This is a genomic window from Aquimarina discodermiae (assembly GCF_040786235.1).
Lineage (GTDB): Bacteria > Bacteroidota > Bacteroidia > Flavobacteriales > Flavobacteriaceae > Aquimarina.
In genome coordinates, this window is sequence record NZ_JBFMKP010000017.1 from 117,021 (window position 1) to 135,635 (window position 18,615).

At 38.9% G+C, this 18,615-nt stretch carries 2 protein-coding genes; both read right to left on the minus strand.

Going from position 1 to position 18,615, the window contains the following annotated elements:
* Positions 1–46: 46 nt before the first annotated feature.
* On the minus strand, positions 47–15,016 hold the full coding sequence (locus ABW636_RS12635) for a T9SS type B sorting domain-containing protein (RefSeq protein ID WP_367590385.1): 14,970 nt from the start codon (positions 15,014–15,016) through the stop codon (positions 47–49).
* Positions 15,017–15,075: 59 nt separating this feature from the next.
* Positions 15,076–18,522 (minus strand): PorP/SprF family type IX secretion system membrane protein, encoded by a 3,447-nt coding sequence (locus ABW636_RS12640; RefSeq protein ID WP_367590387.1) that lies wholly within the window; start codon positions 18,520–18,522, stop codon positions 15,076–15,078.
* Between the last annotated feature and the right edge of the window lie 93 nt (positions 18,523–18,615).

The following is an 18,615-nucleotide window of genomic DNA, read 5'->3' on the forward strand; positions in this document are numbered from 1 at the left end:
TTTTGACAATACTAGTATGCGTTAAATAACCCACTTACACTAGATATTATCTATATAGTGTAAAGTGGCCTGTAAACTCTCTATTGTCAACATCATTTAATATGATGGTATACCAATAGTCTCCAGAAGGAAGTTGTTTACCTTTATAGGTACCATCCCATCCTTGCTGATTTCCTTTAAATTCTGCCAACAATCGACCATATCTATCAAATACCATAACTTCCATATTTTCGAAATAGAATGGATCATCGATGGTAGGATCATCAATTTGCTGTGGATACCAGAATTGTTGCTCGGTTGTGCTATTAGGATTATCTGGTGTAAAATAGTTCGGTATTCTAATATTAATATAGGTTAAGCTCTGAACTATCATTACTTCACATCCCGCAGCATCTACTACTCTAATTACATAATCACCGGTTTCTCTTATCGTGAATATATTTCCGCTTAGCTCTGTAAAGAAGCTGTCGTCTAATCGATCGATTGTTAATCCTTCTGGCAACAATGTAAATGAATATACATAATTAGGTTCATTATCAAATTGTCTACCACCAGAAACGATGATTTCATACTCATTAGGATCTTCAGGATTATTAGTCATCTGCGCTACTGGTATCGCCAACGGAGTATACTCTAATACAGTTATAGTTCCCACTGTTCTACCCGGGCTAGAACAAGTTCCTGATTCCATAAAGCCTTCGTACTCTCCTGGTGCTACTTCAAATATACCTGTAGTATTTGTATTATTTGCAGGGTTTGGTGTTCCGTTAATACCATTTAATGTATAAATGATACTCAACCCTTCAGATTCTGTAATAATATCAAAATCTACAAAATATCGCTCTTCTTGTGTCATTACGGGGTTAAAAGGATCTGTATAATCAAATATCGGACACTCTACTCTATCGGTTAAGATAGCACCTAAGTTTGGTCCCGCAGGAACCGGAATTTCTATATCAATTCTACAACCATTCGCATCCCTAATATAGATGATGGTCGTTCCTCCTGGCAGGCCAGTATAGGTTAACAAGTTAGCTACAAAATCAGCATCATTATTGGTAATATTGGTTTCGTACGGTGGCGTACCTCCCGATATGATAATAGTAACCGCACCATCACTATCTCCAAAACATGTTTCTGGAGTTACCGCACCATCGATACTCGCCATTAACGAATTTGGCTCATCAACCGTATAATCAAATGTTACATCACAACCATTCGCATCTTGCGCCAATACGGTATACATACCTGGTCCAAGATCCTCAAATATATGGCTATTTGGTGTCTCATCAGAAGCATCATTGAAGAATACTCCTGGCATCGAACTAATTGCAAACGAATATGGTGGTGTACCAATAACGTTAGGATCTGTGGCATCGATTGTAATTGTAATCATACCATCATCCTCTCCCGCACAAGTAATATCTGTACCTACAAATTGAGGATCGAATACCGGTGGTTCCTGTATGGTATGAGTTCGAACCGCTGCACAGCTAATATCTGTCACTGATCTTGCTAAATAAGTATAAGTTCCTGGTGCTAAACCTGCAAATTCTGTAGTAGCCTGAGGCCCTGCCACAATACCTGGTGGTACCGCTCCTACTGGTAACGCTACAGTACCACTAAGCAAGTAGAACTCATACGCACCAATACCTCCTAATAAATTCATAATATTAATAATACCTGTAGTATCACCATTACAATTTACCTCATCTGTAGTTGCAACTGGATCAATATCAAACGATACTGGTTCTATTGGTAATACCGCTACCGGGCTAGAATCTTGCGATCTACAACCATTAGGACTATCTTCTACATAAAATACATATTGTCCTTCTGGGATAGTTGTAAATAATCCTGTTGCCTGACTAGTCTCTACCGGATTATTAGGATCTGTAACATTTACCATCACAAATCGGGTAATTCCTCCTGCTGCGCTGGTTGTTCCTGTAACCGTTACATCTACCGTATCATTACCACAACTAACTGGTCTTGTTATTACTGCACTTACTGTAACTTCTGGTACATCGCCTACTACCAATCCTGTAACCTGATCGGTACAACCTAATTGATCATATACCATAATGGTATAAGTACCTGGTCCAAGGTTTTCGAACGTATTCACTGTTTGTAGCACACTTTCGGTACCTGGCACAGGTGCTGTTTGAGTAATCGAGTATCTAAGTGGTGCATCGGTTCCTGTAGCAGTAACAGTAATGGTACCATCTGTTGCCTCAAAACAAGTAATATCGGTTGCCACAGCATTTGCATTTACATCATCTGCCGGTGGTGTCACTACGATATGGTTTGTAGCCACACAAACCACCGAAAGGTCACCATTTACATCATCTTCTACAGTAACCGTAAAACCAAAGTCTCCTGCATTACCAGACAATGCAGATACATCGACAGCTTGAGCAAATGCAAGATTTGTAAATAATCCTGTAGTATTAAAAGTTCCTGTTTGATCCAGGGTATATGTAATGTTTGTACTTCTAGCACCACTTATACTTGTCAAGAAAGAGATATTACTTGCCGGATCACAAAACTCCTGATCATTGATCGGTAATAACTCTACTTCAAATGGTATAGAAGGACCATCTACCGTAAAGGTATTCGATGATTTTGAACAGAAAGGCGCGTCTATTTCTACAATATCTATTCTATAGTTACCTACTGGTAATGTTTCTGGTAAAAGAATAGGAAGATCGTTAGGAATAGGAACATTAACCACACTCGTATGTACAATAGCTTCTGGAGTTACACCTACATCAAATATCACATAACTTATGTCTCCAATATAATTGGTTACAGAAATTGCTATAGTTCCATCTGCATTACCAAAACAAGTTTCTGGTGTTGGCGAGGTTGCAGTCACTACCGCATTATCAAATGGATCAATCGTATGGTTTACATCGATAAAACACATGGTCGTTGTATCAGTAATTCTAAAGGTATAGAATCCTACATCTGGTAATATAAAATTAGCTGCTCCTACTACACCCGGTTGCGGTGCCACAGGATTAGGACTGGTAATTACTGTATAGTCATACGTTCCTGTACCTCCTGTAACCGATACCGTAACATCTTCTCCTGCGGGACAACTAATAGCTGTATTAACCGCTACTGCTGGGTTAGTCATGATATCAAACGCAGGTACAGGTACCACTAATGGATCCATGGCTGCTGTATTTGGTGAACAACTTTCACTATCTGTCACTGTGATCGAATAAGCACCTGATACCGGAGCAGTAAATACATACTGTACTCCATTCGCTGGGTTACCATCGGCATCTGTAATATTGGTATCTGTTCCTGTTGATGACGGACCTACATAAGTAATATTATAAGGTGGCGTACCTCCATCTATAGTCACAGTAATTACCGGGAAAATTTCATCACTATCGGCTGGATTACATCCATATGCCGTTTGTGTTGCCGAAACCGTTATATCGGCAGGTTCTCCCACGGTTTCTTGTATTGTTATCGAGCAACCTTTATCTGAAGTTATCTCTATATCATAGGTTCCTTGCGATAATCCTGTAAATAAAGGATCAGTTTGAACTAGTCCAGCTACTGGTGCTGTAATCTGATACGAATATGGTGTATCTACATTACCTGGTGCAATCATAGTTACCAAAATCGTTCCATCACCACCACCGTTACAAGAAACATCTTCTACCGTAGTAGTAGCAGTTGGATCCAAGAATGTTGGTACAGTAATATTAAATGTTGCTGTACAACCTCCTGGTGCTGGTGGATTAGGCCCAATAGCGCTATCATTTACCGATACTATATAATCTCCTGGAGGAACATTACCAAAAGTAACATCATTTGCCGTAGGAACTCCTGGTGCTATTGTTACTCCAACCAAGGTAACTCCTGTGCCAACATCTATTAGATCAAATGTCCAATTAGCAGGTATAGCAGATCCTCCACTTACCGTTCCTATAATGGTACCATCTGCAGCACGACACGTTGGATCGGTAAAGGTTGCTGTAACTAATAACTCTGGATATACTGTAATTGTTTCTGGCGTAGACGGACATCCATTTTCATCAAATACTCTAACACTATAGATACCTGGTGTAGTAACTACAAACTGATGCGATGTCGTTGTTTGGTTTCCTGGTACTGGTGCATCTACCACTCCAGAAGGGTGTGTTAATTCGAACGTTAACCCTCCTGTACCTGGTACTACATTGGTAGTACCTGTAACTGTAAACTCATATAAGCTATCAAAAGTACATGAATCATCAACAAAAGTATCAATCATATCTATCGTTGGTGCCGGGGTAACATCAGGTATTGCAATTTGTACCGGAGTCACACAACCATTGGCGTCTTGTACAAAAATTACCCAATCCAAACTCAACCCCGGATTTAAATCGAAAGTTGCAGATTCTGGATACATTGCAGGATCTGCAGGTATTTGTACTGGTAATAAAGTAAGCGTACCAGGCACAAAAGCAAAGTTATAAGGGCCAACACCACCTCCTGCTGTCATAGTTACCGTTGATAACAAGGCATTACAATGTGGAGTCGTTGCACTATCCAATACAAGTGTTAATAGATCTGGTTCTGAAATCGTTACATCATTAGTAGTACCACTACAATTTGGTAACGCAGTTTCTCGAACCTCAATTCTAAATGTACCTGCTGGTAATGTGCTTATTGTTATAGGATTTACAAATGGTGCTGTAACCGGTACTGCAGTTCTTATCGGAAGATTGGTTGCAGTATCAATTACATCATATTCGAAGTCTCCTGTATATCCATTTACTGTTAATTCTATCTCTCCTGTAGGTTCTGCATTACAACTCAAATTAGTAACAGCTACTGCAGAAACATCAAGAAAATCAAAGTCTGGTACCTGATATGTGGTGGTAATCTCACAATTTAATCCCATTTGGTTTGCATCACCTAAATCGGTAACTACGATAGTATATAACTCTAAATTTGGTAAAAATAATGAGCCAGAAGTATTACTACCTGCTGTCGTATCAGAATCTATCAATGTATTTGTAGTATCAAACACATCGAAACGGAAGTTTCCTGATCCTCCTGTCACAGTAACGGTAATTTCTTCATCACCCGCATTAACAGGTGGTGGAGTTAAACAAGATTTTGGATTTATTTGTGTTACTACCGGATTAGACATTGGAGTATAGGCTGCAATATTTACATTTAATATGGCTGATTGACAATCATTACTATCAAAAATCTGAACCGTATATGCTCCAGGTTCTGAAACCTCAAAAGAGGTAGTCGGTGGGGTAATTGCTATATCGGCAAAGACAGTTCCATCAGAAACTCTGGTAATATCTGCTGTATATGCGCCTGAAACATTACCTCCTATTACACCGGTTATTTCGATTGTTGCATTAGTAGAAGCACCATCACAATCAAAATGATCTCCCTGTGCAACCACGCCATCTACAACCGCAGGCTCTGTAATAGTGAAGCTTTCATCATCAAAACACACTACATCCTGTGCTGAAGCACCCGAACCATTAGTTAAGGTAGCCCAAACTCTTACATTATAGGTGTCCGCATCAAGATTATTAAATACATTGCTGGTTTGTCTAGGCCCTCCTCCTGGAACAGCCGGTGCAACAGCAATTTCATACTCATAGGTTACTGCTGGGTCTAGAGCACCCGTTAACGATACTGTGATACTACCCGTAGGTGGTGCATCGCTATTACATGTCATATTGGTAACCCCTACTGTACCATCGATTGTAGGTAATGGCGGTGCCTGTATACTTACTGGTGTTGTAAATGAACAACCTGCAGGTCCACGACCAGGATCGGTTACTTGTACAATATAATTGCCAGGAGCAACACCAGTGTACACACCGGTTCCATCTCCAGAAATATTTCCAGTAGCTGCACCAGAACCATCCTGTAATTCGAAAGCTAATATCCCTGCTGCGGTTCCTGTAACCGTAGCAGTAATTACACCATCAGCTGCCGTACACGTTGGTGGTGTTGTAAATACCGCAGAAATACTTAACGGGTCATATACTGTAATTGTTCTTGTATCTGTACAACCATTTGCATCTCTAACAAAATAATTGTAAACACCTGGGCCAAAAACAGTAAACGTAAACGTACCATCGCTTGGGATGTCGGCAACAAAAGTAGGTACGTCTGCAGTTCCTGTATCACCATCATCGATACCGTATTCTAAATCACCTGTACCTGTTGCTGTTACCGTAAAGGTATAATTGTTATCATAATTACAAGGATCATCTACAAATGCTACAGGAACACCTGTAAATGTAGGATCTGCAGTCACGGTTGCCATTAAAAGTTCTGGCCCCAATACACAATTATTAGCATCTGTAATATAAAGATCCCAATTTATAGCAATTGTTTGATCCAGTGTCACCACATTACTTGCATTGTATGTACCTGGATTTGGATCTCCTTGTGGTACTACCAAGAATCCATAAGGTCCTGTTCCTCCAGAAACAGATACAATCCCTTGCGAACTTGCATTACAGTTACCATCGGTAATGGTGGTTCCGTTATACATCAATGGTGTTGCAGATTCTGTAATCGTAAACTCCATCGAAGCATTACAAGGATCTGCCACCAATGCATCGGTTTCTTCTACTCGAATAACATAGGTACCAGGTCCAAAATCAGATACAGTACCTATGGCAGTACCCGCCGCGGGTACTGTTTGTACATTTCCTGCACTAAAAGTTACAGTTCCCGTAATAGGATTTACCAAATCATTAGATCTAAAAATACTATATGTAAGTTCTGTTCCTTGATAATTTGTAATCTCGTACTCTATAGAACCGTCTGCATCACCAAAGCATCTTACAGGGTTTTCTGTTAAATCAATATCAATTGTAGAAGGATTTAGCGGAGGCGTTAAGGTTTGAATATCTGTACAACCATTATTATCTCTTACTTCGAAGATAAAAGGAGTATCAAATGGTAAATTATTAAAAATATGAATATTAGGTCCCGGGTTTAAAGCAATAAATGGCTCTGTTCCTGCCGGTGTATATTCTCGAATCTGATATGGTGGTGCTCCTCCTGTAACGTTAATCGTAGCGGTTACTCCTGCAGAACATGTTGCTGTAGAAGTCGCCGAAATTGTAAAAATAGGAGTCGTAGAAATACTTCTTGTAAAATCAAATGCACATCCATTACTATCTACAACTCTTAGGGTATAATCTCCAAAACTTAAATCTGAGAACGTAATATTAGAACCTGTAGCAAAAGGAACTACTATCGGGTTTGTTGACGTAGTTGTAGCCACAGAAAAGTCTGCAGTATTAAACAAAGTTGCAGTATATGGTGGAACTCCTCCAGTTATCCCGTTAAAACGTATCTCTCCAAGTGTAATTGTACCAGATGCATCACATTGTATGTCATCAAAATTAATATTATCAATAATAACAGGTGGAGCAGATAATACCGCTGTATCGGTTACAGTACATCCTTTACTATCTCTTACTGTATAATTATAAGTTCCGTCTCCTAAACCTCCATAAGTAGTTTGGTTACTAAACCCAGCACCATCAAAGTCTACTTCATATGGCCCTGTACCCACAGAGGTATCAATATTAATAACGACGGCTCCATCTGTATCTCCATTACACGTTGGGTTTGTAATTGTAGGTGGGTTTACTACCGGGTTTGGTGCCGGAGTAACGGTTATGATCGCAGAATCTGCAGAACATGTTGCTGCATCTATTACTCTAAACTGATAAGTTCCAGCTGTATTAGTTGTAAATGGTACTGGTCCAGTATAATTAACAAAACCTCCTCCATTTATATTTATTTGAAGTGTAGTTGCTCCATTACCTGTACCTGGTGTTACAACTACATCTATTTGAGCATCAGGAGATACCGAACAATCTAAATCTTTTAATAATGATGCTGTAATTGCAACTTGGGGTGCAATTACCTGCGTAATTTGTTCTGTACATCCTGCACTATCGGTTACCGTAACCACATAGGTGCCCGCTTGAGTTACAGTAATAGTTGGTATGGTTGTTATACCTGCTCCCAATGGGGTATTTCCTATTACTGATATACCATCTCTGGTTACCTCATAAGAGAAATCTGCAGTTCCACCTGTAACATCAATATCTAAAGTTGCACTATTATCATCTAAACATAATTCGCTTCCAGTAAGGCTTAGTGTAACCGCAGGTAATGCAGTAATATCAAAAGGTAATCCTCTTTCTGGGCATCCCTGACTATCTCTAACAATAATATAATATCCTGTACCGTTTGGTACGCCTGTATATGTTCCTGTAATAGGAATAGCAGGTCCCTGTGACACATCTGTACTATCAAATAATTCATATTCATATACCGGGCCATTACCTCCTGCAACAGTATTTATAGATACTGTATTATCATTACACGTTTGATCAACTGTATGATTAAAGGTGATAGGGGTTGTAGGCTCTGTAATCGTTACTGAAGCGGTAGCAGTACAACTATTAGGCGCAAATGCCGTGTCGGTAACATTTATTGTATAGTCACCTGCTATTAATGGAGTTCCTGGACTTTGTATGGTTACCGGGCTTGTTACCCCAGTACCTGTATCAATCACTGTACCTCCCGCATCTTCTATTATTTCATAATCAAAAGTAGCTGCATTAGTTACTGTAAAGCTAAATGCACCATCATTACCCCCAATACATGTTACGGGTTGCGTTTGTGCGGCATTGGTAATCTGTATTTCGTCCAATAAATCTGCTCTATAGTCTCTACTAAACGTACAACTATTATCACCTCTGGTTGCTGTAAATGTATAATTAACATTTCTGTTTAATACAAAACCTAAGATAGCATCTCCAGAAACAGGTGCTGGAGCCACTGCATAGGTATAAGCAGGTATAGGAGCATCTCCTACCGCAGAAGGTATTACTGTTATTTGTTGGTTTGTACAATCATCATTACTTTCTGCAAAAGTAATGTCTGTTATCTCTAATCTTGGTGCTATTACAATAGGGAACTGTTGTACACAATCATCGGTAGTTTGATTTCTAACATACAATACATAATTTCCGGCTGTCGCAAAGTCAGGTACTATTGTAAAAGGTGTTGCCGGAGCAGCTGTAAACGTTACATTATCCAAACTATATTCATATACTCCAGATCCACCTGTGATAGTAGTTACTTCTACCTGAGCTTCTGGAGTAGGGGTACAATTTAATACTCTTGTTATATTAGTAGTTACTGCAATATCTGTAGGAGGTGTTAAATTAATAGGTCCCAAATTAAAATCACATCCAAACTGATCCTGTACCAAAACATTATGAGCAACCAAAGCATCTACTCCATTAAACGTATGTGATGTATTTGCCGTAGGTCCAAAGGTAACTTCATTGGCAGTGCCTTGATCCAAGATATAGGTATAATTTGGTTCTCCTAAGTTTGCAGGATCAATAGTTACGGTTATACCTCCTGTATCTGAAGAACATGCAGGTTCTATTGGTGTAGCAGTCGCAACCAATGCATCATAAGGGTTTACAATAATATCTGGAGAAGTAACAGTACAACCAAGTCCATCTGTAACTTGTATTTGATACGTCCCGTCTGTAAGAATGTTTGTAAGTGGCGAGACTACTCCTGCTTGCGGTGCAGGGCCTAATAAATTAAATGTATAAGTGCCATCACCTCCAGTTGCGCTAAAAGTTATCGTCGCACCATCGACACAATCAATTTCTTTGGTTAAACTGGCGGTCACTATCAATTCTTCGTTGATCGTAAAGTTCACCGTATTCGAAGAACATAAACTTGCCGTATTAGTCACCGTAACATTATGTGCTCCTGGTGTCAATCCATTAATCTGGAATGTATTAGCTGGCATACCTACAGGGGTAGTAAAATCTACCGTTTGCGCTGCACCACCGTCCAAACTATATGTAAATGGTCCTACCGGAGCAGGAACTCCTAATGTAATGGTAATTCTTTGTGTTGCTGTGGTTGGATCTGTTGGATCATAACATGGATCACCACTAGCATCCAAAGCAATAGTAGGTGCTGTTGTTCCTGGTACAACTACCTGTTCATCATATTCACAAGATATTGCCAAATTACTGGCACTATCTCTAATAAATACGGTATAGGTACCAGGCGCTTGACCACTAAATGTATTACTGGTTTGATATGGTACAAGAATTGCAACCCCTGCTGCATCTCTCAATTCATATTCATAACCTCCTCTACCACCTGTAGCAGTAACTGTTATTACTCCTGTATTAACACCACAATCAGCAGCATCGATAACAGCAGTTAAGTCTAATGCTGCAGCTGGTTGTGAAATAGTCACCGTCTCTGTATCGGTACAGTTACTACCTGCAGGCAAAGCCGTATCGGTAACATTTATGGTATAAGTGCCTGCAACTAAAGGAGTCGTAGGGCTCTGAATGATTACAGGGCTGGTTACACCTGTATCATTTGCTATAACTATACCTCCTCCATCTACTATTTCATAATCGAAAGACGCACTATTGGTAACTGTAAATGTAAAGGCGCCATCATTACCACCAAAACAATTAATAGGCTTGGTTTCTATAGCACTTGTAATCTCTATTTCTGGTAAAACAGGTAAGCTAAAATCTTCATTATAAGTACATCCATTGGTAGGATTTGTTGCTGTAAAAGTATAGGTAGTTCCTCTATTAAGTACATAACCCGCCACAGCATCTCCTGATACTGGCGCTGGAGCAACCGCATATGTATAAACTGGTCCAACAGGTTGCGCTGCTGGAGTTACTGTAATTGTCTGATTAGCACAGTTAGCATCTGCTGTGCTAAAAATGATATCATCTATGGTTACTAATGTCGCGACATTCGTACTAAACGGAATTGCACAATCATTCGTTCCCTGATTACGAATATATACCGTAAAACCACCCGAAGTACTTACCGAAATATCTACAGAAGTACCTACAACAGGAGTATATCCTGTAGTAGCATTAAAACTCCATTCATAAGTACCAGAACCTCCTGCTATATTCTCGACGCGAATAGTTGCATCTGTAGGAGCAGAACAGGTTAATTCTTTAGGAACACTAATATTTGCAGTTATCGCACCTGGGGTATTAATTGCAAAATCAACCCCATCCACAGGACATATTGGTGCGCCCGGTGGTATTGCTGTATCATTATGAAATACTCTGATTCTATAATGTGTTAAATCTGCAATATTTGTAAAAGTAACAGTAGTTGCTGTAGTTACTATCTGTTCTACCACGGTATACACTGGTGCCACCGGATCCTGATCGGTAGTATCTAATAATTGATAGGTATAGGTTCTACCTGCTACTACAGGAGAAACAGTTACCTCTACCAAACCACCATCACCTGGACACGGAGGTTGTGTTACCGTTACATTATCTAAAACAATAGGTTCATAAGCTTCTAGACCCGTAATATCTGCGCTAATGATACAAGCTGGTGTACCACTTCCTGCCAGACTATTATCACTAACAAAAAATGTATAGGTAGTAGCCGGATCAGGGTTTGTAATTTCAAATTCGTTATTTGCTTGAAAAGTACCCGAACCATCATCGTATAAATAGTTACCTGATCCTGCTGTGACATTAACCCTTACGATAGGTCCCGAAACACATGTTGCTGGAGATACCAATGATACATTTGCCTCGAATGGAGGTGCTGGATTAATGGTTATCGATGGATTAGCCACACAATTAGTAGTACCCGAGTTAGGCACATTGGCCAATACTTGTACATTATAGGTATCTGGTAATAAATTATCTTGTGTAAAATTAGCCGTATTACTATTAGGAACATTTATGTTCACTGGAGGTACCAAAGTGGTACTCGAAATAATATAACTATATACTGGTGATCCATCGGTAACCACTATCGAAATACTTCCTGTACCGTTACCATTATCATCATTAACACAGGTAGGGTCTGTATTAGTTACTGCTATAGATGTAATTCTTTCTATTACATTGATGGTTGCTGTATACTCACATCCTGTAAAATTAGTATCAATACCATATACTGTTACATCTCCTCCCGATCCAGATGGAATAGGAAATACCGTAGTTGCGCTATAAGGGCCTCCTTGTGTTAAACTAAACTCAAAACCTGCAGGTGCATTGGTAACCGTTACACTACCATCATTACCACACTCTATATCGGTTGCCGACAAGGTTGGTTGATAATCATTTTTAAAGACACTGAAATAAAACGGGATCGTACACCCTCCTGTAAACTCGGCAAATATTCTATAATCTCCCGCAGTATCTACAGTAAAGCTAGAGCCATTACCTCCTGGTTCTTCTATCCAGTTTGTAGCAGTACAATTACCCGATAATAATGAACAAGGGTCATTAGAATCTGATATACAAGAACCACTTGGCGATAAAAGTTGCCATGAAATACTTACTAAACTTGCAGGATCAAAATTGGTATTTAAATCAAAAGTCTGATCACCACATAACAAGATTTGTGGTAGCTCTAAACCACTACAATTCGTTGAAACTACTGTAGTACCATTGACATAAGCAAGTACAGGGTTTACAATATCTCTAAATCCTTCTACTACAAATTCTTCTGTAAGTGTCATACAAGTCCCAGAACTATCTTCCTTAATCACTGTATACGTACCTGATTGTGGTGTAATACCCACTTGATCAAAAATCAGAACATTATCATTTTCAACAAGGGTCCCTGTAATTCCAGGTCCCGACCAAGTATAAACATCATACCCTAAACCTGCTGTTAATATCAAATCATTAGTACAAAAAGTAACATTACTACTACACGCTGGTACATTTACCAAAAAGTTGGTAGCCTCACCATCGGTATTACCACAAGGTCCAATTACCGCACTACTATTATTGGTTCCTTCTTCCCGTGAAATCGCTCCTGTAAACCTGGCAATAGCAGAGTTTTGAATGGTACTGGAACAAGCATCCCGTAACTCTTCACAAGAATTGACCAACGCTACCCTAAATCGTATATTTATGGGTGGGTCATTTTCCTCAACAAGTTCTGGAGGAATCTGAAAAATTATCTGACTTGGTGGATTAACTGTATAGGTCACCCCAGGTGGTAAAGTAGCATCTTGTACACTTACCAGATTTACATTATCTGGTAGGTTATCAGTTATCACAGTACCTAAACCAAAAGGGTCAGTTGCAGCATCTAGTAGATCTTCATTACCCACATTTTGTATCTCAAGGTTATAAAACATTTCGTCACCCAACTCTACATTTTGATCTGTAATATCTGTAACCCCATCGGTATCAAATACTCTTTTGATAATATTTAACTCTGGCTCTATAATTTCTACAACAAAAGTATTTAAAAACACACGATAGGTGTCTGCATCTGTAGCAAGTCTAAATGTAGCATCTGTTTGATCATTTCCTACCAATACATTCCCTGTATTAGGTAAATCAAAAAAGTCAATATCCAATCCTAAAGTATTTTCAGAATTAGGATTACGAGTATCGATATAATCATGATTAAAAGTAATCGAACTATTAAAAAAGTTAATTGTAGGATTGGGATCAAAATTATCTGCTGGAACGGAAATATCTTGTCCAAATGGGACAAAAGCCGACGGAACAGCTGTATTTTCTATTAATAACTGATCCCCATTAGGTCTAAAAGTAGTAGCACCTAATCCTCGGTCTCCTTCTAATGCTGCTACACCATAACGTGCTTCTACGGGCAGTGGTGCGGGTAAAGTAGTAAATCCTGTATAGGTAAAATCAACATCTGCCGAACTGTTTTGAATCTCTACAAAACCGTCATTGGTACTTATATATTTACTTGTTTCTAAAGGATCTTCATAAATCATGACCAATACCCAACCTCCGGAAGCCCCAGAAGATCCTGATGTTCTTCCTATAGTAGCATTCATATTTGCCACAAAATAATTACCAGAAAGCATATCCTGGTCTATTAAACTGGTGACATCGGCATAACAAACATAAGGTACATCATCGGTAGCACTGTCTGATGGATTGGTCGGTGTATTTCTATATCCATCATAAATGATGTTATCTGGTGTTACATCTACATAAGCTCCTCCTGGTACTCTAAACTTAATCTGTCTAAAATCAGCTGCTCCTACTTTTCTGGCATCTGCCAATGGTAATCCCGTTAATAATTCATCACCTGTTGGGTTTGCAGTGGTTACAGCAGATAAAGTTGCATTTACAGTACTACTGGCCATTTGTGTAATAATGGCATCACCATCCGTTTGGTTAATCGATACTGCTGGAATAGAAACTCCAGCATCTCCACCTCCAAGGGTGATTTCTCCAGCTACATTATTTACTATAATAACCGCAATGGCTCCTGCATTTTGTGCATTAATTACTTTTGAAGTAAAAGTACAGGAACCTCTTCGTATAACTGCAATATTACCATTTACCTGAGCACCATTTACCAATGCAGTACATCCATCTTCATCAACCGGGTTATTATCATCTACTAATACCAGGTTTGCCGTAATCCCTGGCGTTGGAGGTAACGGAACGCTACCTGGACTAAATGTATTATTAAGAATTGTATAATCACCAGCAAGTGCCGTATTATTTACCGTAAAAGAAGGACTTACTGTAGGTATTCTTTCTATATAATAAGTAGCAGACCAGTATAATCCGGCGTATACTACACTCATACATCCTAAAGTTTCTCTTCCCGAATCATATATGCCATTTTCATCAAGATCAAAATTAAAATTAGCACTACTCGAACTAAAAGTTGTTGGATCTCCATCAATATCTATATAATCAGAAATACTATTACCATTACTAAAGTTACCATTATAAGGTGCATTAGGATCATAGGTTACGTTATCATCATCACTATCTACCAATCCTACAATGGCATTACCATTCATGACTAAATTACCCTTGATCCTATTTCTAGTCTCTCTAGGTCCCAAAGGTACAATCTCCTGGGCATAGATTGTGCTTATGTTACTGGTAACAAATAAGAGTACCAATACCATTTTCATCAACATCTTGGTTTTCATAAGCTTCGTATTTTGGGTCGAGTTTGGGGTAATTGTCATCATAACTTACGGCATATGGGTTATTGTACTTTTAATATATAAAGATCACCATTATATGAATTATTTACATTTGAGAATAAGCTTTGTTTTGCCTCATCAATAGTATCAAATCGTTTTAGATATACATAAATATAGTTATCTTTTGGGTTCCTGAAATATTGAGGCTCCAATCCTTGTGATCGTAACTTCTCCATTCCTCTATCGAAATAATTTTCTCTCTTAAATATATTCGTAATCAAATAATATCCATTTTCGATATTATGTCCTCCAATATAAGATAGGTTTTCTGATAATACGGTATCATCTTTAACGGTATCTTTTATCAATCGGGTTTCTTGTAATAATCTCTTAAATGACTCTACTTTACTTTTAGCAATATGTAATATCCACATATCTCCAAAGTATCTGTTATCGATATTGTTTAAATACTTTTCTGCAGCTTCATCTTTATTTGTATAGCTCTCTATGGCTACATATTGGAACTGGTTTTCTGGATTCACGATAATCTGAGAATCGTCAAACCCGATATCTCTAAGTTTTTCTGAGAATCTATCTGCATAAACTCCTCCTTTAAACACGTTTCCGATCAGGTAATATCCTTCTGGGTATCCTGGTATATACTTAGTAGCAAACTGAGCTTCTGGTCTAGACGTCTCTGCAAATTTTATAAATCTATTTTTCGCAGTAAGTCTTTTTGAGCTTGCAGGATCTGACTCTTTTTTAGCCTCTTCTGCATCTTCATCCATATTTACTAAAGATTCTAATAGTTTACTAAACTCTCTTTTATCTACATTAAGACTAGTTGTTAGTAACGAATCTCTACGTGCAAATAATTTATCTGTAATACGACTACTATTATCCAATTCTTTCTGGATTTCTTCTATTCCTTCATCTTTTTGTTGCGCTGTAGCTTCTGCTTCTTGTCTCAATCTTTCTTGTTCAGCTAAGCGGGCAGCTTCTGCTTCCTCGGCCAATCGTTGCTCTTCTGCTAATCTTGCAGCTTCTGCAGCTTCCTGAGCTAAGCGTTGCTCTTCTGCTAATCTTGCAGCTTCTGCTTCCTCGGCCAATCGTTGCTCTTCTGCTAATCTTGCAGCCTCTGCAGCTTCCTCGGCCAATCGTTGCTCTTCTGCTAACCTTGCAGCCTCTGCAGCTTCCTGAGCTAAGCGTTGCTCTTCTGCTAATCTTGCAGCTTCTGCTTCCTCGGCCAATCGTTGCTCTTCTGCTAATCGTGCAGCCTCTGCAGCTTCCTGAGCTAAGCGTTGCTCTTCTGCTAATCTTGCAGCTTCTGCTTCCTCGGCCAATCGTTGCTCTTCTGCTAATCGTGCAGCCTCTGCAGCTTCCTGAGCTAATCGTTGCTCTTCTGCTAACCTAGCAGCTTCTGCTTCCTCGGCCAATCGTTGCTCTTCTGCTAATCTAGCGGCTTCTGCGGCTTCCTGAGCTAAGCGTTGCTCTTCTGCTAACCTAGCAGCCTCTGCAGCTTCCTGAGCTAAGCGTTGCTCTTCTGCTAACCTAGCAGCCTCTGCAGCTTCCTGAGCTAAGCGTTGCTCTTCTGCTAACCTAGCAGCTTCTGCAGCTTCCTGAGCCAAGCGTTGTTCTTCTGCTAACCTAGCAGCTTCTGCGGCTTCCTGAGCTAAGCGTTGCTCTTCTGCTAATCTTGCAGCTTCTGCGGCTTCCTGAGCTAAGCGTTGCTCTTCTGCTAATCTTGCAGCTTCTGCAACTTCTTCTTCCTGATTCTTAATTAATGTATTTTCTTGTTCTAATTGTTTCTGAGAAGCCAAACGTTCTTCTTCTGTTTGTATTAGTGAATTTTCTTGTTCTAATCTCTTTTCAGATGCTAAACGTTCCTCTTCAGCCTTTTGAAGGGCTTCTTCACGCTCTAATTGCCTTTGTGCAGCCAAACGCTCTTCTTCTGCTTTTTGGAAGGCATTTTCGGCTTCCAATTCTTTCTGAGCAGCAAGGCGTTCTTCTTCTTCCTGCTGTTTAGCAGCTTCTGCTTCTCTTGCCGCTTCTTCCTGGGCAATTCTTTGTTCTTCTTGTAACTGTTTTTGAGCAGCTAAACGTTCTGCCTCAGTTTTTTGCTCTGCTTCTTCTCTTTCTAATTGTCTTTGTGCAGCCAAACGCTCTTCTTCTGCTTTTTGCTCTGCCATCTCAACTTCTAATCTTCGCTCTGCGGCAAGACGTTCTCTTTCTTCTGATTGCTTATTAAGTAATTTTACTTCTTCTTCTCGTTGCAATTCTAATTCTCGAGCAGCTTGTGCTTCTTTCTCTTTAGCTTCTGCAATAGACCTTTCAAGCTCACTAATGGCTTTCTGGTCCTGGCTTCTTGCCTGACCTTTTTCGTTTTGTAACTCTCTTATTAATTTATTCTGCTCTAAAATTTCTTTCTTAAGTCTTCTAATTTCAGAATCTCTTTCTTCATATGATTTTTGAGTACTTGATTTTGCTTTTCTTCTTTTTCTTGGGCGTTCAGCTTCAAAATTATATGCCAAACTCACCTCATGTGATGCTCCAAAATTACTAGTATCACCAAACCCCGTTTCATACGTATATCCTATAGAAACGTTGGAAGTTATATTACCTCCAACTCCTAAAGACACTCCATAAAAACTATTATAGCCTGCATGCGCCCACCCTAATTCTGGTAATTCTACTATTCCATTGGCTCCATATCTTAAATTTGTACTAGAATTATCACTAGATTCTGCCTCTGGGTTTTCAGTAACAATTGTTACAGATTCATCATCGAATTTAGGCAATAAATTGGCATATGCCATGGCTCGAATTGTATTATCAGATCTTCGTTGTAAAGGTCTTGTATACATAATATGACCTGTAATCGCCATTTTATCGGTCAACAATTCGCTATCTGATAAGTTATATGCTACAATATTAGCTACCGATACCCCTGCATCAAATTCTTCATAATTGAAATTAACTCCTGGTGTAAGCTGAAAAACAGAGTTATTCTCATAATTAAGGATAAAAGGATCACTTACCTGAATACCATTATTTAAAATCGTACTAGTAGCCGAGTCCAGGTTTGATTTTATTCCGCTTTGCGAAAAACCTAAATTCATACCAAAAGTAAGTCTCATGTCTCTATTTAACTCTACCATATAAGCAAAGTTGGCAATTCCTCCAAAGTATCTGTAAACACCTTCGTTTTGCTGATGCAATCCAATAGAAACCCCTATGATTTCATCAAAGTTGGCCGTATAGTTAATTAAAAAAGTTTGAGGGTTATCGTTAAATCCAGCCCATTGTATTTTGTTATAGGCATTGATAGACTTTTTGTTTTCTCTTACTAAAGAAAAGGTAGGATTAAAATAAAAACGGTTATATTTTACAAGATTATGCGTTGGTATATCTGTAGGCAGTACACCATAAACAGTTGTTGTACCTTCATCTTGCCCTCTTAGTAAACCAAAGGATAAACATATAAATATTAAAAGTAATTTTCTGATCATATATTATCTCATTACCGTTATTGAACCTTTTCTAACTACGGAATTATTTTTTGTGATTATAAAGTAATAAATAGGGTCTTTACCCTGTGATTT

Coding starts and splice junctions, on each gene's coding strand:
- ABW636_RS12635 (WP_367590385.1), bottom strand. CDS start 15,016: ATGAAAACCAAGATGTTGATGAAAATGGTATTGGTACTCTTATTTGTT.
- ABW636_RS12640 (WP_367590387.1), bottom strand. CDS start 18,522: ATGATCAGAAAATTACTTTTAATATTTATATGTTTATCCTTTGGTTTA.